Raw genomic sequence first — 21,135 nt, 5'->3', positions numbered from 1 at the left:
GTATATCTGTATATATTCATATGTATAAGGTTGGGAGTTTCTTTGATCTTAGTTCTTTTTATTATTTTAGTTTACATTTTATCTTGAATTTAAAAACAGTTAAAACTAAAATCTATAATATGGCTAAACAACTCTATGATATAATTAATTTTGATAAAAATCTAACTCAATAGTATTTGAAAAGGATTTATTGTAAATAATAATACAAACTACATGTAAAGGAGGAGATTTTAATAACTGCCATAAATTTAACTATTCGTATTTTAGTAGCTTTCATTCTCATATGGGGTGTTTTAAGAATATTAGGTAAGAAAGAAATGGGTAAGATAACATATTATAATATGGCTACAGCTGCAACTTTAGGTACTTTAGCAGGGGGGCTAATCTCTGATACTAGGACAAATCCTTTCTATTATATTGTTGGATTAATTGGTATCCCTATTCTTTCTTATATAATGGGATACCTATCCCTAAAATCTAAAAGAGCCAGAGCTTTATTTGAAGGTACACCTACTATGGTAATTTCAAAAGGTAAGATAATTGAAAAAAATCTAAGCAATATGAGACTTTCATCAGATAATTTGCTTGAACAATTGCGTGAGAAAAAAATCTTTAGTGTAGCTGATGTTGAGTTTGCTGTAATGGAACCAGATGGAAAAATGAGTATATTACTTAAATCAGAAAAACAGCCTATTACATCAAAGAATATGGGTATTCCCTCTGATAATACAAATTTACCTCTATCTGTTATAAAAGATGGAGAGCTAATAGAAAATAACCTCATGAAATTGGGAATAACAAAAAGCTGGTTAATAGAACAATTAAAGCTGCAAAATATATCAAATTTTAAAGATGTCTTTTTAGCTCAAATTGATAGTTCCGGAAAGGTATATGTAGATAAAAAATCAAATTTAGAATAATAAACTCCACCTGCGTCTACTTCATGTTCATTTAGTAGATTAATTGTTTGGGCAACCATCTAAATTTTTCTGCCCTAATATCCAAAAACAAATCCTTTATTGCAGGGTCTTTTATTCTAAAGCTTTGAGATATGTATTGTAATCCTGCTTTTAGTTCACCGTTTGGTACCCCTAGTTATATTATTTTTCAAACTACAATAATATTATTTTATTTTTTTATCTAGAAATTTTAATATTATCTCATTAACCATACTTGGATTATCTTGATTTGCATTATGGGCTGCATTTTTGATCATATGACACCTACACGTATTTGCTATCTTATTCCAATACCTTAACGCTTCCTTTGTATACAATGTATTATCATACTCACCATATAGAAATAGAATTGCTTTATTAGGATTATATTTTTCCTCAAAATGGTATGCTTTTGTAGTTGCTAATATCAAATTTATATAATCTCTCCTACCAATATTCTTATAGCATCCTTCAACATATTTTTGAATATCTATATTTTTACTGCATGTCTTCATATTATGTTTTATTAGATCGGTCCATGGATATAATCTTAACAAAGCTGGTGTTAAAGTCATAGCTAACTTTTCTAAAATTGTAAGCTTTTTTGTATTACAATTACTTCCTATAAGAATTAGCTTTTCTACTTTATTAGGATATCTATAAGTAACCTCCTGTGCAATCTGACCACCTTGAGAGTGTCCTATAAAAGTGGCCTTACTACAGTCTTCCCTTTTCATAATTTTAATAATATCTTCTACTACAATATTAAAGGATAATTTATTTCCTAAAGGTCTAGATTTACCATGACCTCTTTCATCCCATAATAAAATATTATAGATTTTAGGTATAGCATTTATCTGATCCTTAAACATTCTGTGGTCACAGCCTACACCATGAAGAAATATTAACCAATTATCTGAACTATTTTTAGATACCCAATAATGAACAGGACAGCCTAATCTAGTATATATCTTTTTATCAAAACTATGACTCATATAATCACTTCTATTCTTGTATTTTTTTATTTCTAAACTTATATGCCATGAATAAAAATTTTATTAATGAAATACTGAAGATTATTAAAACCCTTATTTAATGATGGTTTTTTCTTATAAATAATTTTGATAAGAAAACGTCTGTTGATTTTAATATTCACAGACGTTTTCTTGTTTAACCTTTATTCTATGCATTAGTATTTTAAATCCTATTTTCTTATTGCTGTTGATTGTATTGCGGTTCTTCACTTTTAACAAAATTAACTCTATTTTGCAACATCTGAGCAATATTATCTGCATTTGTAGATAACATATTAAACATTTGCTTAGCATTTTGGTCATTTGTATCCATTGAGAAAGTCTTTAAATCTGCTGCCAACCCTTTAGCACTGGCTAAAGCCTGTTCTAATTTATTTGCTGTAGTCATACATCTATCTCTCCTTGTAATTTTTTTCAAAAGTATTATTTCCAGTGTTTATAAAAATATTAAAAAATATTAGGAATTTCTATTTTTTTGTTCTTAATATTCACAAATAGTTGTCCTGATGAATCATATTGTGCTAGCAGAACTTCTTCAAAATTCCCAACATTAAAGGCTTTCAGCTGACCTAATAACCATTCTCTATCTTTTTGAAGAAAATTAAGATTTTTATCATCTACCTTTCCATCAATAATAAGGGGAAAGCTCAAGTTTACTGGTGCTGTAGGAATTCCTATTTCCTTTGGAGTAACAGGACTTACCTGGGACTTAGCTATAACTGACATTTTACCACTTGGCTCAACTATAGCATATTTAATATCAGAAACATTCTGATAACCCTTTATTCTAAGCTCTGATACAAGGAGAGGTAAATTCATACGAGCCTTTTTTAGCTCTTTTTCAATTATTTTCCCCTCAGCAATAACAACTGAAGGTTTAGAATCAATATTATAGAAAAATTTTTTAAGTGACAATGATCCAAGAAAAACAGTAGCTATAACTATAGTAAAAACTCCAACAGTAGCCTTAGATGATATCTTATAAACTAAAGGTTCTGCCGAAACAGTTGTTAGTAGCATAATAGCAGCCAAATCGTAGGATGTCATTTCAGCTATTGATTTTTTTCCTATAAGTCTTATTCCTGTCCAAGTTACTAATAGCATAACAATACATCTTAGTATATATATAACAGCATTCATAAAACTCCTACTTAAGGTTCTGGAACGAATTGCTTTGTATTATTCCACAAATCCTGAGCAGCCAATATATTACTTAATGTTGTATCTAATTGTTTTCCTTCAGCTCCTCCAATTATATAGCTAAGATGGTTTTCAAAAACAGCAAATTCTGCCTCAGCAAAGTTAAACATTAGTAAATGTTTTTGTTTATTCCAAGATTTCTTAATATCTCTAGCTACTTCTAACACATTATTCCAATCTTCATTCTTTGCATATCTTTCTGCTGATTTTAGATGCTCTATTATATCCTTTTCAAATGTTAAATTAATGACTGTAAAATATCCCCAAAATATAACTATAATCAAAGTTACTAGTACTATGTTGATAGTATTGTTTTTCATCAATTCACCCCTTTAGCCAATATAAAATTATTATAGGGCTATATAGGTATAAATATGTATAAGTATTTCCTCATCTCTAGAATTTATTCTTTTCAACTTCTCTTAATTCTTTCAAATCAGCCACATTCAATTACAATAATACGTGAACTACCACGTGGATTTACTTTAAAATCTTTAATACTTGCAAAATATGACTTCCAATTCTGCTCTAACACCTTAAATGCTTGTTGTCTTGTATGACTATGCAAAAATCACAATGCCAATTTGATTTAAAAGCATTTTCAATATCTACATAAGATTTAAAACCATTCTCTCTTAAATCATAATTAGCTATATTATAGAGTTTTGTTGTATGGTAAGATAATTCTTCTATGATATTTAATTGCTTTATGGTAAAACTTGATTTGAATTTAATTTATATAGGAGATATTTAACCATAATTCTATTTGCGCTTTTCTAGTCTAAAATATAGTCATAGTATAAGTAGAAGCCTTTGTATGTATTTCCTCGAAGATACACTCTTCTAACTTTCCCATTTTTGCCCCCATATTCTTTCAATTTCCTCATATATATTCATTGGGGCTTGAGTAATATAAGATATTTTACTTTTCTATAAATTTTTTTACCTGTTTTGACTAATTTTATTATTCAATAACCTTTATTTAAAAATCATAGTATAATTATATTAAAGAATCCACTAGAACTTTAAGCTTTAAATATATAAGAAATGAGGCTTTACAATGTTTAAGAAAACCACTCTTTCCAATACTATTAAAAATATAAAATCCTTTTTAATTAATACCCACTTGCTTATAAAGAATTCTTTTAGATATAAAGTCATTCTTTTAGTCACATTAACCGTTATGCTTCCTTTGTCACTTTTTGGAGGTTATCTTTATTATTTTGTTTATAATAATTTACTAACACAAAACTTAAGTAAAGAAATAGAGGAACCACTTCATCAAATTACAGATAGCGTAGTTTCAAAATATAGAATAATAGATAACTCATTTAATCTTTTTTTATCTAATCAAAAGATACGCTCAAACCTTTTAAAACTTAACAGAGAAGAGCAAACTGACTCCCTAAAATCACTGACTAGATTGGAAATTGAGTCTCAATTAAAGTATAATGTTATTCATGATTATGGTTGGAACAGTGGATTATTGAAATCTGTTTTTGTATTTGAAAAAGAAGACAACTTTTTTTATCTTCATCATGACTATCTTCATGGTGAAGATTTTATAGCTGACCATATCAATTTGTATAATAATTTAGAAGATAAAAAAACTGAAGAAACAATAATTCTTCCTTCACAAAAATATAATGTAATTTATTTTATAAAAGTCATTAAGCCCCTAATCTCAAAAGAAACCATAGGTAAGCTTATTCTTAGCATAAATGAAGATGAATTGAATAATAAATTTATAACTTCACTTGAAGAAAAAAAATATATAGCTTTGATAATAGATAAGAACAAAAATATCATTTATCACACAGATAGAAATAAAATCGGCTCACAATTTAGAGTGAATAAGTCATTTTACAATGCAGTTAATTCAAACAAAGAATTTAAATACAATAATGAAATCTACTTTATAGGTAGCCAAGATATAGACGATCTTGGATTAACTTCAATTATAATGGTTCCCAAAAATGAAATTACCTCCATAGGTATTATAACTAAGTATACCTTTATAATACTTGCAACAATCCTCTTAGCTTTATCTATAAGTTTTTATGCTGCAGCCACAATAACCAAGCCCTTCAATGATTTAATTGAGCATATAAAAAAAGTTAAGAATAAAAATTTTAAATCTAAAATGCCAAAGTATAGATATACAGAATTAAATCAAGTTAGTTTAACCTTTAATAACATGCTTGATGAGATAGAAAATTTATTCAATGAAGTCTATAAAAAACAACTCCTTTTAAAGGAATCAGAATTAAAGGCATTGCAAGCTCAAATTAACCCACATTTTATTTTTAATGTATTAGAGACTATAAGTTGGGAAGCTAAAATGTCTGGAAATGAAAATATTACTGTCATGGTACACTCCTTAGGAGAATTATTAAGATCAAATTTTACTTTTAGTAATCAAGAAAAAATCAAAATAAAAGAAGAATTAAAATATGTGAATTTTTATCTAGATTTGCAGAATATTCGCTTCGGAGATAAAATACATATCCATATTTATATTGAAAATGACGATTTGCTAAGTTTATTTATACCAAAACTTTCTCTTCAAACTATAGTAGAAAATGCAGTAGTTCATGGTCTAGAAAATAAGATTGGTAATGGTGATTTGAATATAAAAATTTATTCAAAAGAGGATTCAGTATATTTAATGGTTACTGATAACGGCATTGGTTTTGATACTAAGGAATTAAATAAGCATTTAATAAATAACTCTGATAATAATGAAAATGGTCGTAAACATATAGGCCTTACAAATATAAATCAACGAATCAAATTATTTTACGGAGAAGTTTATGGAATAACCGTAGAAAGTAAGATTAATAAAGGTACAACAGCAACTATAAAGATTCCAATTGATAAGGGGGATTATTAATGTATTCTATTATGATAGTTGATGATGAGCCAATAATTAGAAAAGGTATTGCAAATTTCATACAATGGGATTCAATGAATTGCAAAGTAACCTGTGAAGCTACAAATGGTTTAGAAGCAAAGGAACTAATAGAAACTGATAAACCTGATATTATAATTTCAGATATCAAGATGCCTGGAATGGATGGTATAGACTTATCAAAGTATATTCATGAAAATTTTCCTCATATTAAGGTTATTATCCTGACAGGTTACTCAGATTTTGAATACGCCCAATCTGCCATAAGATACAATGTGGTAGACTTTGTTTTGAAACCATCTTCCAATAATAAGATTACTCAAGCTATTGAAACTGCTATAAAGATTATCTCTGAGGAAAGATTAAAATCTCAAAAATTAGAATCTATGAAAGACAAGCTTAATGAGAATTTAAGCCTTCTTCAAGAGAAATTTTTATATGATTTTATAAATGGACTTCATCAAAATCAAACTACTATCCAAAATACAATAAAAGATTTAAACATAAGTTTAAAAACTTATCATGTTTTATACTTTAAATTCACAACCAATACAGACAGTGAACTTATTGATATTAAAGAAAATAAGAAGAATATACTTGGAGAAATCAAAAAATTTGTATCCATTATATTTAAAGATTTTACTCATTATAATATTACAATTGATTGCAACTCCATCTGTACCATAATTAATGTAGAAAAAAATATTGATGAAGATTCTACCACATTTTTTTTAAATAAAAGCAAGGAGTTACTTGATTTTTTTAGTAATTTTATGAACATATCTATTTCTCTAGGTATAAGCAATCTACACAAGAACTTAGAACAAGTTCATACAGCTTACAAAGAGGCAACAGAATCTTTATCTTTAAGATTTTATGAGGATAATAATATTTTTACCTATTCTGATTATGCTCCAACTACATCTAAGTTAGATAAAACATTAAAGCATAATTATGTAGATAAAATTATCGATTCAATAAAATCTAGTAACCGGGATATTGCTCTATCTACTATGAATAAATTTATTTATGAATTAAAATCATCTAGGCAACCAATAGAGTACATTAAAAATATTGGTATTTTGATTTCCTCACTTTCTTTTAAGCTTTTGCTTAATCATTATATTAATCTATCTGAAATAGTAGAGAACTCTAGCAAAACTTATACAAATATACTAAATTGTGATTCAATAAGTGATTTAACTAATATTCTAGAGAAGGTAATCCTATCTTCTATAGATAGATTGTCTTATCTGAATTCACAGGATAATTATATAATAAAAAAGGTAACCCGTTATATTGAATTGAATTATGATAATCAAATAAAATTAAATGATCTCGCAGAATTAGCTCACGTAAACAGCAGCTATCTTAGTCGCTTAATAAAACAAGAAACTGGCTCTACCTTAACTGAAATAATTGCAAAAACACGAATAGAAAAGGCGAAAGATCTTTTATCCTTGGGTAATATGAAAACCTATGAAATCGCTATCAAAGTAGGTATTGAGGACCCAGCATATTTTTCACAAGTGTTTAAAAAATATACTGGCTTGAGTCCTTCAGAATTCAAAAAAATAGATAAACTACCCAGTAGTTTATCTAACAGATAAGTATCCACCTTTCATAGGTGATACTGCTAGACGAGAATAGATTTTTAGTATTCCGCTTTTTTCTTTTAGCTGCGGTTCAATATAATTGTTTCTTCTAGTTTTTAAAATCTCATCCATTTCTTCTTCTGTTTTTCTTATACCTTTTACTCCGATAATATTCAAGATTCTATTTGGAATATCTATTTGGATTAGATCATCATCTTCTACAAGTGCAATATTTCCACCTTCTGCAGCCTCAGGTGATACATGGCCTATAGCAGGCCCCCTTGTGGCTCCAGAAAATCTTCCATCTGTAATTAGAGCTACTGAATTTGCAATCTTGGGATTAGAGGCTATAGCTTCGGTAGTATAGAACATTTCAGGCATACCTGACCCTTTAGGTCCCTCATATCTTATAAATACAATATCACCTGGGTCAATTCTGTCTTCAATTATTGCATTATAAGCTTCCTCTTCACTGTTAAAAGGTCTTGCTCTTCCTACAACTTGAAGCATATCTTTATCAATAGCAGAGTGTTTTACAACAGCTCCCTCTGTTGCTAAATTCCCTTTAAGAATTGCAACTGCTCCTTGTGGTTGAATAGGATCTTTGTAACTTTTTATCACACAAGTTTTCTCTACGCCTTTTTCTTTCAAGTAGCTATAACACTTTTCATAATATCCGCTTTCTTTTAGTTCTAGTAGGTTTTCTCCTAATGTTTTACCTGTTACTGTTAGTACATCAAGGTGTAAATGCTCTTTTATTTCCTCCATTACCGCTGGAGTTCCACCTGCATACCAATAATATTCTGCTGGATAAAAACCACTTGGCCGAACATTGCAAAGATACGGAATCTTTCTATGAATTTCATCAAATAATTCCGCTGGAAGCTCTAAGCCTAATTCATGAGCAATAGCAGGCAAATGTAATAAGGAATTGGTAGAGCCAGCAATGGCTGCATGCACCATAATAGCATTTTCAAAAGCCTTCATTGTCATTATCTTCTTTGGAGTTATATCTTTATGGATAAGGTCTAAAATTTGTATACCTGCCTCAGTTGATATTTTCTGAATTCCACCTATTGCAGCTGGCATAATAGCAGAGCCAGGTAATGCCATTCCCAAAGCTTCAGCCATTATTTGCATAGTTGCAGCAGTTCCCATAAATTGACAGGCTCCACAACCTGTGCAAGCTTTTTGTTTATAATAAGCGAACTCTTCTTCGTCTATTTCTTTTCTTAAAAATTTAGCTTGATAAGTACCAATTTGCTCCAGTGTAAGATTATTTTTTCCTGCCATCATAACGCCACCTGGAACAAAGATTGAAGGTAGATTATTTCTTGCCATTGCCATAAGATGAGCTGGAACAGATTTATCACAAGAAGATAAAAAAACTGCTCCATCAAAAGGAGTTGATTGCATCTGTACTTCAATCATATTGGCAATCATTTCTCTGGATAATAATGAATAATTCATTCCATCATGACCTTGTGCAATACCATCACACATATCCGTTACAGTATACTGAGCTGCTCTTCCACCCTTTTTATTAATCCCTTTTCTAACACACTCTACGTATTCTCCTAAATGAACACTACCTGGATGACTTTCACCAACAGAGCTTTGAATCATAACTTGAGGTCTGTCTAATTCTTCAATTGTCCAACCAGCTCCAATTTTTAAGGAGTCAATTTCTGCAGCGACACCTCTCATTTCTTGACTTCTTAACATATATACCACATCCTATTTCATTCTAACTAAAACATATCCTTTATCTAAAGTGATCAACTATATTTTTTGCTGCTAATATATCCATATTTATAAATACTTCTTCAGTAAATGTCCCTACGTGAGGTGTAAGTATTACATTGTCATATTCTTTTAAAGGTGAATCAGTTTTGGGTTCTACATCATAGACATCTATTGCTGCAAATGATACCATTCCTTCTTCTAAAGCTTTACATAAATCAGCTTCATTTATAACTGGTCCTCTTGCTGTATTTATGAGAATAGGCTTCTTTTTCATGGCTTTCATTGCTTCATAGTTAATCTTTCCTCTTGTTGATTCCAATAATGGTACATGTATGCTAATTGCATCGGACCCCGCCATCAATTCTTCAAAACTAACAAATTCTACCCCTAATTCTTCTTCAGCTTTTTCATTTCTTCTTGCATCAGTGTAAATTATTTTCATATCAAAAGCTTTTGCTTTCCTTGCAACTTCTCTACCTATATTGCCCATTCCCATTATCCCAAGTACTTTTCCTTCTAGGCTATTCCCTAAGAGTTTAGTCCAATTGCCCATTTTCATTTCTTTATTTAATTCACTTATTTTTCTATTTATATTCAATATATATGACATAACAAGCTCAGCTACAGGCTTTTCAACGACGCCTAATGTCCTTGACACAACTATTTCTTTTTCCTTTGCATATTCTACATCCACAGAATCTGTACCCACACCTCTTCTTGAAATAATCTTCAGATTTGGTGCACCATCAATTACTTTTTTAGTTATTCCTTCTAGATCACATATTATTCCATCAGCTTCGCCTATTATTGAAATAACTTCATCTTCATCCAAAAGCTTTTTATATGGATTTTCTATCACTTCAAAACCAGCATCTAGTAAGATTTTTTCTCCCTCATCTGAAAACTTTCCAAAGAACTCTGAAGTAATTACTATTTTCTTTGTCATATTATAACCTCCTCTTTTTTTATTTTTAAATAAGAACTATTTGTGGGAATACAATTATTAAAACTAACACCATCAAAATTATACTTATATACGGTAAAACTGCTTTAAAGGATCTTTCTACTCCTAATTCTCCGATTGAAGCTGCTATCAATAGACATAAACCATATGGTGGTGTAACCAATCCAATTGATAATGTAATTACTATTATAATCCCTAAGTGAACGTTAGAAATACCTAATAAGGTGGCTGCTGGTAAAATTATCGGTACAAATAAAATCATTGCAGGTATTGCATCCATAAATGTTCCTACAAATAAGAAGAATAATACAACTATTGCTAAAAAGCCTATTGGAGATGAAACAGTATTCATAAAGAATCCTTGCACATAAGAACCAACTCTATAATATCCTAATAATTCTCCAAGAGCGCTAGCAGTTGCTAAAGCAAATAAAGATAAAGAGCTTAGTTTTAATGTTTCTTCTAATATTCTAGGAATGCTTTTCAACTTTATGGTTTTGTAATAGAACATTCCTACTAGAAATGCATATACTGATGAGAATGCAGCAGCTTCAGTAGCTGTGTACCATCCAGTTACTACCCCGCCTATTATAATCATAGGAGTTAATAAAGCAGGAATTGATTCTCTAATCAATTTGATCTTAGTTTTTGCATCTGTTTTCTCGTATCGGGGAAAGTCTTTCTTTTTAGCCATTATGCCAACTACAAACATCATTCCTAGTCCGATTAAGATTCCTGGAATCATTCCACCCAAAAATAATTTACTTATTGATGCATTTGTAAGTCCACCGTAAATAACCATAACTATACTTGGAGGAATTATTCCACCAATAGTTGATGATGCAGCAGTTACTCCAACGGCAGTTTCCTTATCATATCCACTTTCAATCATACTTGGTATCAAAATCTTACCTACACCTGCTGTATCAGCAGTTGATGAACCTGAAACTCCAGCAAATATCATTGAAACCAATATATTAGAATGAGCTAATCCACCTTTAACATGTCCTACTAAAGCATTGGATAAGTCGATTAATTTTTTTGTTATATTTCCTTCATTCATTAGGTTTGCAGTTAAAATAAACAATGGAACTGCTAATAATACAAAGGAATTCAAGCCATAAAACATCTTCATTGGTACCACAAGATTTGGTATGTTTGCAATGTTACTAATACCAATTAGAGACACAATTCCTATAGAGAAAGCTATTGGGGTCCCTATTACAATCAATACTATAAATAAGATTACTAAAAATAGTGCAAACATTATTTTCCTCCTCTCATCTGAATAATATTGTTTACTATATGCTCAATTATGTAGATGCTCATAAGCATTCCAGTAAGTGGAATTACTGCCCAAACATATCCCATCTTGAAATCAGGTAATGAATACCAGTTGTAATTCCAAAATGTAATCATAATCTCTTTTCCGTAAACTAACATGTACAATGTAAATCCAAGCATAAGTACATTAATGATAATATCGAGAATATGTTTTTTTATCCCAGATAATTTCGACTTTAAAAAGTCAAAGCTAAAATGAGCTTCTTTTCTTACCATAATTGATGCTCCCATAAACACAGCCCATATAAATGAAAATACTGCTATTTCTTCAGTCCATAAAACAGATATTTCTAAGTATCTTGCTATAATTTGAATAATTACAACTACTATAAATATTGATAAAAAGGCTATCCCTATATACTTTTGAATTCTTTCTAATAAGTCAATCGCTTTTTTCATGTTATCACCTCTTATTTTCAAAGGGGAGCATAGCTCCCCTTCATACAATTATTTTGCATCTCTTATAGCTTGTAATAATTCTTCTAATCCTAATTCCTTTGCAATCTTATCTTGAAGTGGGATTGCAGCCTCGATGAATGGAGTTCTATCAATTTCATTTACTACTCCTCCATCATCAATTAATTGCTGTTTGTAAGATTCTTCTTCGTTGTAGATAGCAGTTCTTTCTGCATCAACAGAAGCTTCAGCAGCTTTCATAAGTTCAGCTTTTTGATCATCAGTCATTTTATCGAATTTCTTAGCATTTACTAATAATAGACGAGTTGTATAATCATGACCAGTTTCAGTTAAGTATTTACCATTGGTAGTTTTATGATGCTCCATTGGAACTAAGTATGGGTATGCATTTTCTGCTGCGTCTACAATACCTTGTTGTAAACCTTGGTATAATTCTCCCCATGCTACAGCTGTTGGAATAGCACCTAAGCTTGTCCAATACTCAGATACAGCACCAGAAGTTTGAGTACGAATTTTTAATCCTTTAACATCCTCGATTGAGTTTAAAGGAGTTTTACCATAGTAGTGACGAACAGCTGCTGTCCAGTATCCTAATACTTTAAACTCTCCATTTGATTTGTTATATATAATATCAGACATTGCTTTACCTACATCACCATCAACAACTTTTTCCCAGTGGTCATAGCTGTCAAATAAATAAAGTAATGAGAATAAATCTATTTCTTTAATACCAGTTTTAGTCATAAATCCTGGAGAAACTAGTACAACATCAGCTGCTCCTAATTTTAATTTTTCAACTAATTCAGCTTCGCTTGTTCCGATTGTTCCCGCATGTACTTCAACATCAAATACTCCATTAGCTTCTGCAACTTTTTCAAACTCTAACAAGCCTGTTTGATATGGACTGTCCGTATTTGTTTGGTTATGTGCAGCTACTATTTTGATTGGATCTGCTACCCCTTCCGGTTGTGTGTTATCAGTATTATCTGTTGCAGTTTTGTTTCCACATCCTGTGAAAGCTATAGTAGTTGCTAATAATGCAACCATTGCAATAATTCTAATTTTCTTCATTTTGTTCCCTCCTATAAATAGTTTTAATCAATCCGATTTATACCTAAAAGGTGTAAACCTCTTACCCTATCTATTATAAATTATTCTCCTATAAAAATTAATTAAGTATGTTTACCGAAACTGTTAGTTTTTTTACTGTTTTTTAAGGGGCATACTAAAATCTCTGGTCAAATCCTGAAAACGCTTTCTTTCTATAAATCATTTTACCTTTCTTTGATTATATTTACTTTGAAACCATATGTGTAGATAAAAAAGATTATTATAAAAGGGAAGTAGATAAATTTGTTTAAACAAATTTATCTACTTCCCCATTTTAAGTTTCTTAACTGCACTCTGTATGTTAAAATCTTTTTCTATAATCAGTTAAAAGCATATCAGTTGAAAATGTAAAAACATATCAACACTATATTCGTTTAGTAAGAAAAAACAATTCATACTGGAAGCCTTGTCCTAACTAAACACATAAGAACATTTCAATTTTATATTCAACAAAATATCTGCTATTATTGTAATTACCTCTCCTAGATACATGTTTGTAATTAATATCCATAATGGGTGTATTATCTCATCAAAAGCTCCAGGATTTTTAGGATCAACTACAGTACTAATTAGAATATGGAATTTGATTAATCTCACACCAATTTCTTGCTATTTCAATCAATTTAGCTTTTTTATATGCATACCATTCATCATCAATTCCAAAACAAATAATAGTATCTTTAAATCTACGAAATGCGCCACGACCACGTATAGCAGAACATAATTTATCACTTACTTTTTTGTCATGATAACTATAACTAAATTCTTCCATTATAGAATACTCATCTATATAGAATTTATTAGGAAGACTAATATAATTATCCCAATTTTCAAAAATATCAATTGCCGTTTTTATTTCATCCTGCTCCCAATTTAAATAACCGGAAATATCATAGTTTTCATCTAATTCTTCAGCTATATTAAAGTATTCTATCTGTATTTCTACTATTTTACCCGTATTTATATTAAGATAGTATAACCATTCATCAAAAAGACAATCTAATTGTTCTGATAATTCATTTAAATTTATTGGTTTCATATAATCAAACTCCTTATCTCTAAAGTACACTTAATTATACTGAATTTTACAACATCTCACTCTGTTTTACTTCCTCAATTATATTATACACTCTTTTCCATATGTAAAAAAACATTATCATTTTAATCTTTGTTTCTTATGTATTTATCACATTCCTACAATTATAACATTATTCTTAAAATGGCAATTCTTCATCATCTTCTAATAGTCTTTCAATTTCTTTATCCTTATTATATTGATTCATTTGTTCATTTTATTTCTATAGCACTATGTAATTTTGACTCTATTAGCAATTGATTCTAGATACTGTTTTTATACCTTCTTATTTTTTACTTTTATTAATATGATTTTCCTGTATATTTTCTTTATAGTCTTATTCAGAATCTAAAAAGATGATTTTATTCCCTGTCATATATCCAAATGCTTGACAGCTGTAAACTTACCTGTCCCTGTTATCCCTATAGGTATTAGTTCTATCATATCAAAATTAGTAAAGCCTGACCCTGCTATTTTCTAAAAATTTAAACCTTATACTCTCTCTCATAATCCTCACCCAGCTTATTTTATTTGTAGTTATTATCAACCACAAAAACAAAAAAACATAATTTATTAAAGATTATACTCCCAAATTTTGCATTAGTTAATGTCTTTTTAATCTTTAAACCATCTCTTATGTTTAAACCACAAAAACATTATAATACTAATTAATGCCATAACTGATAATACAATAAAGTACCCATAACGCCATTCGAGCTCTGGCATATATTGAAAATTCATGCCATAGATTCCTGTAATAAAGGTCAGTGGTATGAAAATTGACGTTATAACTGTAAAGAACATCATTATTCTATTCATACGATCAGAACTAATTGAAAGATAACTATCTCGTATATCAGCTGTAATATCTCTATTTGCTTCAATCATCTCTGAAAGTCTAAGTAGATGATCATAAATATCGGTAAAGTGCAATTTACTATACTCAAAAGCTTCAAAGTCAGTAGAATTTAATATTGAATAAAGTAAGTCTCTCATAGAGTTAATTAAACGACGTAATTTTAATAAATCACTGCGAATATCAAAAACTTTATTCATCAAGTTATTTAACGATTGATATTTAGCAAAACTATCTAAATTATTTAGCGTATCTTCAATTTTATATACAGATGGAAAATATTCTGTAACAATTTTATTTACAATTAAATAAGTAATGTAAATATGGTTCTTAGTCAATATATCTTTATCACTTAGAACTTTTTCCCAAACATAATCAACTTCATATAAATGTGCTGCATGAAATGTAACTATATAGTTATCACCTATAAATATATCTAATTCTTCTGCCCCTAGTGTTTTTTGGTTTAAAGAATGAAAAACAAAAAAATTATAATTATCATAATTATCAACCTTAGGTCTTTGCAGAAAATGAAGACAATCCTCAATCGATAAAGTATGGAAATTAAAGCTATTACTAAGCACAGTAATCTCATCTTCATTTGGAGAATCAAAATCTACCCAATACCATTTTATATTAGGATCATTTAGCTCTTTTAAAGATATGTCGTTTATTAGTTCTAAATCTTTTGTTATACCTAATGCCCTAATCAATGAATTAGCCTCCAATTCAATTTGTCTTTATATTTAAAAATAATACCTTTTTTAGTTAATGTTTATTGTTCACCAACTTTTAAGAAATATTACAACTGATCAAGAATATAGTCATAAATAATATATTCTATTTAAAGCTAGTCTTAATTCTTCAAAATTGTCGTCCTCAATTCCTTTATAAGTTATTTTACCAAGTATTTCTTTTATCTCGAACATATAATCATCTTTTATTTTTTTATGACTTTTTTGCATTAAATCTCTCCCTTTATAAATGCTATAGGCGTATTAAACCTATATATCAATACTACTAATACGCCTAATATATAATTTTCTTAGGGTGATTTTATGATTTTCAAATGTATACGCAACATGAGAGAAGATAATGATTTAAAATAAGTTCAATTATCAAATTATTTAAATATTGATCAAAGAACTTATTCAAGATATGAACGGGGTGAAATTACCATATCTGTAGAAACATTATGCAAACTTGCAGATTTTTATGGAACAAGCTTAGACTATTTAGCAGGAAAAACTGATGAAAAACATCCTTATCCACAATCAAAAACTTATAAATAAAAGTATAAATTGTTCTAAGAAGCTGTCATGATATCTTGTGTTTTCTCATTAATCTGTTACTCACATCACTCACACCCTTCAAATTTCCACTCTTTTAAATATTTATATCTATATACCTTTTAACTTTTTGCAAATCTGATGATAAATTTCATCTGATCATAGGCTGAAATATTTGTAATATCTTTTGTGAACATCATTACTGCTGCTGAAATTGAGCATAAAATAAACACTACTGCAAAAGTAGTAAAGTGTTTCATTTCTTTGTTTATTCATTTAATTTAACTCCTCTTTTTATAATATAATAGCAACCACTAAATTGTGGTTGCTAACTAATACCTATCATCTTAATCTAATATTAATAATCACACTTTCGGCAATAATATAAAACACCACTATATTCTTCCCTTTTTTCTTATACGCCTCAGTGTCACTTTCATTTATTTTAATATATGGGAATTTCCCATATATTAAAATAAGTTAGAGACCAGCTAGTAATAGTAATATTACTAAACTACTATTATAGCTGTACTAATCTTCCTTATTAAAAAGGAAATTTATATCTACATTAACATAATGCAATTTTAAGGAGTGTGGGGATATCTCCACCTTTACTATCATATCAATATGTAAATAAAACTAACGAGTAATGGGCTACACCCTTACTCGTCATATTGCTTCTAAAGTATCTCTTCAGTATTATGAAACATGGGTATAAAAACTAATCATATTTCCATCAATGTCACGAAAATAAAAGGAACGATTTCCCCAGGGTTGTGTTGTTGGAGTTTTTATCCAGTCAATATTCATCTTCTTCAATCTTTCGTATTCTTTATCCACATTCTCAACATTAAATTCCAAAATAATGCTTTTGTTTGATGCAGTTTGAGCTGAGCCTGGAGCTGAACTATCATGAGCATTCAAGTCGAAAATTGCCAACGTACTTTGTCCAACTTTAAATTCAGCATAGTCTTCTCCATAAAATTCTGCTTCAATTTGTAATACCTGCTCATAAAATTCACTTAACCTCTTAACGTCACTAGTTATAATACAACTATGAGTTAAATTCATTTTTAATCCTCCTTAATATCTCTTTTTCTCTATTTTACTACTAATTATAAGCATTGTATTGTAAAAAATGGACATTTTCATATCATAATTTCCCAGGAGTTTTCCCATAAAGAGCTTTAAATTCCTTAATGAAGTGAGCTTGATCATAATATCCATTTTCTAAGGCTAAATCTTGAAAATTAATATTAGTCCTTTCATTAAGTTGCTTAATAATATATTGAAATCGTATTATATTAATAAATGTTTTTGGATTTGTCCCTATCCAAGTTTTAAACTTTCTAGATAATTGTCTTTGACTTATATTCATTTCTTTTGATAAGCTTCTAATAGATATTATGCCTTTATGTTGATAGATTGTGCATAGCGCACTTTTTATTAGTTTATTGGATACACTAGCTTTTAATAGCAATTTTACTAATTCTTCTTCAATAATCATTAATCTCTCACTTAATGTTACCTCAAAGTATAGTTTTTCACTTATGTCAAAGGCAACTTTTCCTAAAATACTATCCAAAGGAATCAACTGATTGGTAAAATCATTTGCTGAATTTTTAAGAAATGGAATTATCTCTCCAGGCCAAAAGCGTACCCCTATGAACTCACTTATACCTTTAACTTTTTGTTCCTCAGGCATAGTCATTAATCCAGATACTAATCCACATTTCCCTTTGTTTATTTCTTCTATATTAAATACAATATCCATACATCCATCAGGTATAATTCTACTAGAAATAGGTTTATTAGAAATATTATTTGTTTTAGATGTCCAATAACAGGCTATATGAGATTGAAGTTCTTTGCAGGGAAGATATTCTTTATATATTGTACATTGCTGTTTTATATTTGACCACAATTTTTCTCCCTGTGTAGGTATAAAGTTATTTATATATTGTTTTATCATGGTTATATCCAACCTTTATTTAAAGAATAATTTTTAGATATATTCATAAACTATTTGGATTATCACCCCTTTTTAAGACACTTTTTTGTCGGACATTAATATTCTATATTCCATAAGAGCAACCTTTTTTATCTAACTCTTTTTATATCACCTTTTTGCCCTTTTTCAACTTCTCATTTTTTGTATATCTATTTATATTCATGGGGGCTTAGGTAATATTAATTAGAAAAATAATTTAAATACAAATAATTTTTTTTTTAAAAAACTTCAGCAAATTGCTGAAGCTTTTAGTGATAACTTGAAAAGTTATCTTGTTTTTGGATATATAAAATAGGTTGTATTATAAACTGTCAATATCTAATGGCTTAAAATTAATTAATTCTTTTAATATATCTCCATGATTTTCAATCTTTTCACTTAGAGATACTACACAAAAATATTCATCTTCTTCCCATAAATAGGTAATGATATAAGGCTCATCGGGAGCATCATGGTATTCAAGGTATTTTTCTGATTTATATACGTCTTTATTTTCTAACTTAAAAGAGGTAATATTAATAGTTTTTTCATAATAATTCTTTATATGGTTATTATTCTTAATTTGTTTGTATAAATCTTTGTCTTTTATCTGCTCAAAGGTAAATTTATTATTACTAGTTTCGTCTCCATAGACTGTAAGAAAAACTTTTTTTGTTAAGTCTTTTTCGTTGTATAAGATACGTGTTCTATTTAGAACAGAAATTTCACCAATTTCATAGCTTTCCTTAAGTTTATATGATAGCTTTGGAATAAATCCTATAGCATTTACGGCTTCAACCAAGTCATAGGTATCGTATACTTCTAAAGATTGGCGGGGACCCTTTAAATCATTTTTATAGCTTACATTTTTAATGTCTTCAGGATATTTAATAGATTTTATCATTTTAAAAATTTCATCGTCTTGGCTTGAAGCACTAGCTCCATCTCTTAATATGGTATATTGCAATCCATCATTTTGCCAGACATAGTATATATCTGTCATAAAACTATCTTTAGCTTTTGCTTTAATGATTTTCATATTATCAATGGATATTTCTTCTTTAGTAAATGTTACTTTGTAACCATGTAGAAATGGTGTATCAAACTTTTCTAATGGTTCAGTAATAGGTGTAGCTACAAACGTCATACTTGAATGAGGACCGGTTTGTGTTTGGTAGTTAAGCCATACCCGCATCTCAGGTTTATTAGTATTTAAATTTATTAATATCACATTTTTAAAGATAAATCCATTTGGAATATAGTCAGGCAATTTTGGTTTAAAGTTTAGTACTTTAGAAATTTTTTTGATATCTCCATATGCTCTACGGTTAGGCTTTAAGATATCTTTATTCTCTATTCTATTAGGATCAAATATTGTTACTTTATCTTTGTTTTTTTCAATAGAATTAATTGGTTTGACGCTATTATTATATGTAGGTGTTATAGCATCAGTAAGTGTAACAGATGAGATTAATATGCCAATAACTATAGTTAGCATAGATATTTTATAGCTACCTTTTTTAAAGCCTTTAATCATTTTTATTCTCCTTTCCAATTTACAACTTGTTTCATTAAAATAGAGCAAACTATGCTTGTTTTTATTTAATGAACTATTTTCTAGAAAGTTAATTATTGTCATTCCATATGATGTAACTTCTGATTCACCAATAGTATTAAGTACATATGCATCACATGCCAGTTCTCTATCTACTCTCATAGTTTTTACAACAAACCATATTAATGGATTAAACCAATGTAAAGACAATGTTAAAACACATATTAGATTGTATAATAGATCTTTTCTTTTAAAGTGAGCAAGTTCATGTAAAAGGATATGATATAAATTATTTTTATTGATATTATCAAGTTTATTCCTTGGGTAGTAAATACACGGATTGATAATTCCTAATATACAAGGACTATTAAAATAGTTTCCTGTATAAAGTGGAATTTCCTTATTAATCCCAATTATTTTTTTACAGCTGTCCATAATGGATAATATTTCAACATCTGTAACTTTCGCTAATCTAATTACCTTGTTTTTAGTTCTAATAGCTGAAGCAAGTATAAATATAACTATAAAAAGAAAACCTGACAACCATATTAAAGATAAGATATTTATTTTATTGCTAATAATTGTATTTTCTTCAGATAAAATTAATTCATTATCATTAGTTTTTTTTGGTTGTTTACTATTAATTTCTTTATCAAAGCTGTTATTAGTATCTTTATTAATGATGTCAATATTATTTAAATCATCTTTAACGGTATCAATTTTAGATACAACATCATTACCATGATCATAATACATAATATTTGATGTGTTTTGTTGTAAAATATTTAATACACTTAGATTGCTTTCAGGAAGAAAAGGAATAAGTAAGCGTATTAATACTAGAAACCATAATGCATGATGTATTCTAGGACTTATCTTTTTATGAAGCAATCCTTTTATTATCATAATCAAAACCGCTATAATACTTGCATTCAGTGAAGATTTTAATACCCCTAAAAAAACTCTGTTTATTATACCCATGTCATATTTCCCCATTCAGATTCTTATATTTTACAAATGTCACTAATTAAATAGCTTCCTAATAGATATCTTCATATGAAGTAATGAATATAAACTATAATTAATTTCAGTTTACAAATGTAATTACAAT

General features: G+C 28.8%; 19 protein-coding genes and 1 pseudogene. 4 read left to right on the top strand and 16 right to left on the bottom strand.

The window, feature by feature from the left end:
* Positions 1 to 227: 227 nt before the first annotated feature.
* Positions 228 to 920 (top strand): DUF421 domain-containing protein, encoded by a 693-nt coding sequence (locus B5X81_RS10065; RefSeq protein ID WP_330397366.1) that lies wholly within the window; start codon positions 228 to 230, stop codon positions 918 to 920.
* Positions 921 to 1,123: 203 nt separating this feature from the next.
* Here B5X81_RS10065 and B5X81_RS10055 read toward each other — a convergent pair whose 3' ends face one another.
* The 4 genes from B5X81_RS10055 to B5X81_RS10040 all read right to left on the bottom strand — a co-directional run bounded on the left by B5X81_RS10055 (position 1,124) and on the right by B5X81_RS10040 (position 3,492).
* Positions 1,124 to 1,933: an alpha/beta fold hydrolase gene (locus B5X81_RS10055; RefSeq protein WP_079491416.1), complete on the bottom strand. Its 810-nt coding sequence runs from the start codon at positions 1,931 to 1,933 to the stop codon at positions 1,124 to 1,126.
* Positions 1,934 to 2,150: 217 nt separating this feature from the next.
* Entirely contained in the window at positions 2,151 to 2,360 is a 210-nt protein-coding gene (locus tag B5X81_RS10050) for a DUF1657 domain-containing protein (protein ID WP_079491414.1), read from the bottom strand.
* A gap of 59 nt (positions 2,361 to 2,419) precedes the next feature.
* Complete coding sequence (locus B5X81_RS10045; protein WP_079491412.1) at positions 2,420 to 3,112, bottom strand: DUF421 domain-containing protein; 693 nt, start codon at positions 3,110 to 3,112, stop codon at positions 2,420 to 2,422.
* 11 nt (positions 3,113 to 3,123) lie between these two features.
* Positions 3,124 to 3,492 (bottom strand): DUF4363 family protein, encoded by a 369-nt coding sequence (locus B5X81_RS10040; protein WP_079491410.1) that lies wholly within the window; start codon positions 3,490 to 3,492, stop codon positions 3,124 to 3,126.
* Positions 3,493 to 4,232: 740 nt separating this feature from the next.
* Between B5X81_RS10040 and B5X81_RS10030 the strand changes: the two genes are divergently transcribed.
* Positions 4,233 to 6,065 (top strand): sensor histidine kinase, encoded by a 1,833-nt coding sequence (locus tag B5X81_RS10030; RefSeq protein ID WP_079491408.1) that lies wholly within the window; start codon positions 4,233 to 4,235, stop codon positions 6,063 to 6,065.
* Positions 6,065 to 7,693 (top strand): response regulator transcription factor, encoded by a 1,629-nt coding sequence (locus B5X81_RS10025; RefSeq protein WP_079491406.1) that lies wholly within the window; start codon positions 6,065 to 6,067, stop codon positions 7,691 to 7,693. The genes B5X81_RS10030 and B5X81_RS10025 overlap by 1 nt, the downstream gene beginning before the upstream one ends.
* Here B5X81_RS10025 and ilvD read toward each other — a convergent pair.
* The 8 genes from ilvD to B5X81_RS27375 form a co-directional block, all read right to left on the bottom strand.
* On the bottom strand, positions 7,679 to 9,403 hold the full coding sequence (gene ilvD, locus B5X81_RS10020; RefSeq protein WP_079491404.1) for a dihydroxy-acid dehydratase: 1,725 nt from the start codon (positions 9,401 to 9,403) through the stop codon (positions 7,679 to 7,681). The genes B5X81_RS10025 and ilvD overlap by 15 nt on opposite strands.
* A gap of 40 nt (positions 9,404 to 9,443) precedes the next feature.
* Positions 9,444 to 10,370, bottom strand: coding sequence for a phosphoglycerate dehydrogenase (locus tag B5X81_RS10015; RefSeq protein WP_079491402.1), 927 nt, complete (start codon positions 10,368 to 10,370; stop codon positions 9,444 to 9,446).
* 25 nt (positions 10,371 to 10,395) lie between these two features.
* A complete protein-coding gene (locus tag B5X81_RS10010) occupies positions 10,396 to 11,655 on the bottom strand; it encodes a TRAP transporter large permease (RefSeq protein ID WP_079491400.1) in 1,260 nt (419 codons plus the stop codon).
* Positions 11,655 to 12,131 carry a TRAP transporter small permease gene (locus B5X81_RS10005; protein WP_079491398.1) on the bottom strand — a complete coding sequence of 159 codons (477 nt, stop codon included), beginning with the start codon at positions 12,129 to 12,131 and terminating at the stop codon, positions 11,655 to 11,657. Before B5X81_RS10005 ends, B5X81_RS10010 begins: the two co-directional genes overlap by 1 nt.
* A gap of 48 nt (positions 12,132 to 12,179) precedes the next feature.
* Positions 12,180 to 13,220 carry a TRAP transporter substrate-binding protein gene (locus B5X81_RS10000; RefSeq protein WP_079491396.1) on the bottom strand — a complete coding sequence of 347 codons (1,041 nt, stop codon included), beginning with the start codon at positions 13,218 to 13,220 and terminating at the stop codon, positions 12,180 to 12,182.
* Positions 13,221 to 13,824: 604 nt separating this feature from the next.
* Positions 13,825 to 14,298, bottom strand: a complete 474-nt coding sequence (locus B5X81_RS09995; protein WP_079491394.1) for a UPF0158 family protein — start codon at positions 14,296 to 14,298, stop codon at positions 13,825 to 13,827.
* Positions 14,299 to 14,949: 651 nt separating this feature from the next.
* A complete protein-coding gene (gene corA / locus B5X81_RS09990; protein WP_079491392.1) occupies positions 14,950 to 15,903 on the bottom strand; it encodes a magnesium/cobalt transporter CorA in 954 nt (317 codons plus the stop codon).
* 111 nt (positions 15,904 to 16,014) lie between these two features.
* Positions 16,015 to 16,155: a hypothetical protein gene (locus B5X81_RS27375; RefSeq protein ID WP_170917359.1), complete on the bottom strand. Its 141-nt coding sequence runs from the start codon at positions 16,153 to 16,155 to the stop codon at positions 16,015 to 16,017.
* 159 nt (positions 16,156 to 16,314) lie between these two features.
* On the opposite strand from B5X81_RS27375, the pseudogene B5X81_RS28730 reads away from it, so the two are divergent.
* Positions 16,315 to 16,482, top strand: a pseudogene (locus B5X81_RS28730) (helix-turn-helix domain-containing protein); the annotation flags it as partial.
* A 119-nt stretch (positions 16,483 to 16,601) separates the two neighbouring features.
* On the opposite strand, the gene B5X81_RS27785 reads toward B5X81_RS28730, so the two are convergent.
* The 4 genes from B5X81_RS27785 to B5X81_RS09970 all read right to left on the bottom strand — a co-directional run bounded on the left by B5X81_RS27785 (position 16,602) and on the right by B5X81_RS09970 (position 21,005).
* Positions 16,602 to 16,739, bottom strand: coding sequence for a hypothetical protein (locus B5X81_RS27785; protein ID WP_208985031.1), 138 nt, complete (start codon positions 16,737 to 16,739; stop codon positions 16,602 to 16,604).
* 439 nt (positions 16,740 to 17,178) lie between these two features.
* Positions 17,179 to 17,550: a VOC family protein gene (locus tag B5X81_RS09980; protein ID WP_079491390.1), complete on the bottom strand. Its 372-nt coding sequence runs from the start codon at positions 17,548 to 17,550 to the stop codon at positions 17,179 to 17,181.
* Between the two features lie 82 nt (positions 17,551 to 17,632).
* Entirely contained in the window at positions 17,633 to 18,451 is an 819-nt protein-coding gene (locus tag B5X81_RS09975) for an AraC family transcriptional regulator (RefSeq protein WP_079491388.1), read from the bottom strand.
* 340 nt (positions 18,452 to 18,791) lie between these two features.
* Positions 18,792 to 21,005, bottom strand: a complete 2,214-nt coding sequence (locus B5X81_RS09970) for a M56 family metallopeptidase (RefSeq protein ID WP_170917358.1) — start codon at positions 21,003 to 21,005, stop codon at positions 18,792 to 18,794.
* Between the last annotated feature and the right edge of the window lie 130 nt (positions 21,006 to 21,135).

The organism is Maledivibacter halophilus, from assembly GCF_900167445.1.
In the GTDB taxonomy this organism is placed as follows: Bacteria; Bacillota; Clostridia; order Peptostreptococcales; family Caminicellaceae; genus Maledivibacter; species Maledivibacter halophilus.
The sequence above is the reverse complement of the archived record's forward strand: the minus strand, read 5'-3'. Positions and strand labels throughout refer to the sequence as shown.

Excerpts from the sequence above, each read along its gene's own strand:
- B5X81_RS10055 (WP_079491416.1), bottom strand. The coding sequence starts at position 1,933 with ATGAGTCATAGTTTTGATAAAAAGATATATACTAGATTAGGCTGTCCT.
- B5X81_RS10050 (WP_079491414.1), bottom strand. The coding sequence starts at position 2,360 with ATGACTACAGCAAATAAATTAGAACAGGCTTTAGCCAGTGCTAAAGGG.
- B5X81_RS10045 (WP_079491412.1), bottom strand. The coding sequence starts at position 3,112 with ATGAATGCTGTTATATATATACTAAGATGTATTGTTATGCTATTAGTA.
- B5X81_RS10040 (WP_079491410.1), bottom strand. The coding sequence starts at position 3,492 with ATGAAAAACAATACTATCAACATAGTACTAGTAACTTTGATTATAGTT.
- B5X81_RS10030 (WP_079491408.1), top strand. The coding sequence starts at position 4,233 with ATGTTTAAGAAAACCACTCTTTCCAATACTATTAAAAATATAAAATCC.
- B5X81_RS10025 (WP_079491406.1), top strand. The coding sequence starts at position 6,065 with ATGTATTCTATTATGATAGTTGATGATGAGCCAATAATTAGAAAAGGT.
- ilvD (WP_079491404.1), bottom strand. The coding sequence starts at position 9,403 with ATGTTAAGAAGTCAAGAAATGAGAGGTGTCGCTGCAGAAATTGACTCC.
- B5X81_RS10015 (WP_079491402.1), bottom strand. The coding sequence starts at position 10,370 with ATGACAAAGAAAATAGTAATTACTTCAGAGTTCTTTGGAAAGTTTTCA.
- B5X81_RS10010 (WP_079491400.1), bottom strand. The coding sequence starts at position 11,655 with ATGTTTGCACTATTTTTAGTAATCTTATTTATAGTATTGATTGTAATA.
- B5X81_RS10005 (WP_079491398.1), bottom strand. The coding sequence starts at position 12,131 with ATGAAAAAAGCGATTGACTTATTAGAAAGAATTCAAAAGTATATAGGG.
- B5X81_RS10000 (WP_079491396.1), bottom strand. The coding sequence starts at position 13,220 with ATGAAGAAAATTAGAATTATTGCAATGGTTGCATTATTAGCAACTACT.
- B5X81_RS09995 (WP_079491394.1), bottom strand. The coding sequence starts at position 14,298 with ATGAAACCAATAAATTTAAATGAATTATCAGAACAATTAGATTGTCTT.
- B5X81_RS27375 (WP_170917359.1), bottom strand. The coding sequence starts at position 16,155 with ATGCAAAAAAGTCATAAAAAAATAAAAGATGATTATATGTTCGAGATA.
- B5X81_RS27785 (WP_208985031.1), bottom strand. The coding sequence starts at position 16,739 with ATGAAACACTTTACTACTTTTGCAGTAGTGTTTATTTTATGCTCAATT.
- B5X81_RS09980 (WP_079491390.1), bottom strand. The coding sequence starts at position 17,550 with ATGAATTTAACTCATAGTTGTATTATAACTAGTGACGTTAAGAGGTTA.
- B5X81_RS09975 (WP_079491388.1), bottom strand. The coding sequence starts at position 18,451 with ATGATAAAACAATATATAAATAACTTTATACCTACACAGGGAGAAAAA.
- B5X81_RS09970 (WP_170917358.1), bottom strand. The coding sequence starts at position 21,005 with ATGGGTATAATAAACAGAGTTTTTTTAGGGGTATTAAAATCTTCACTG.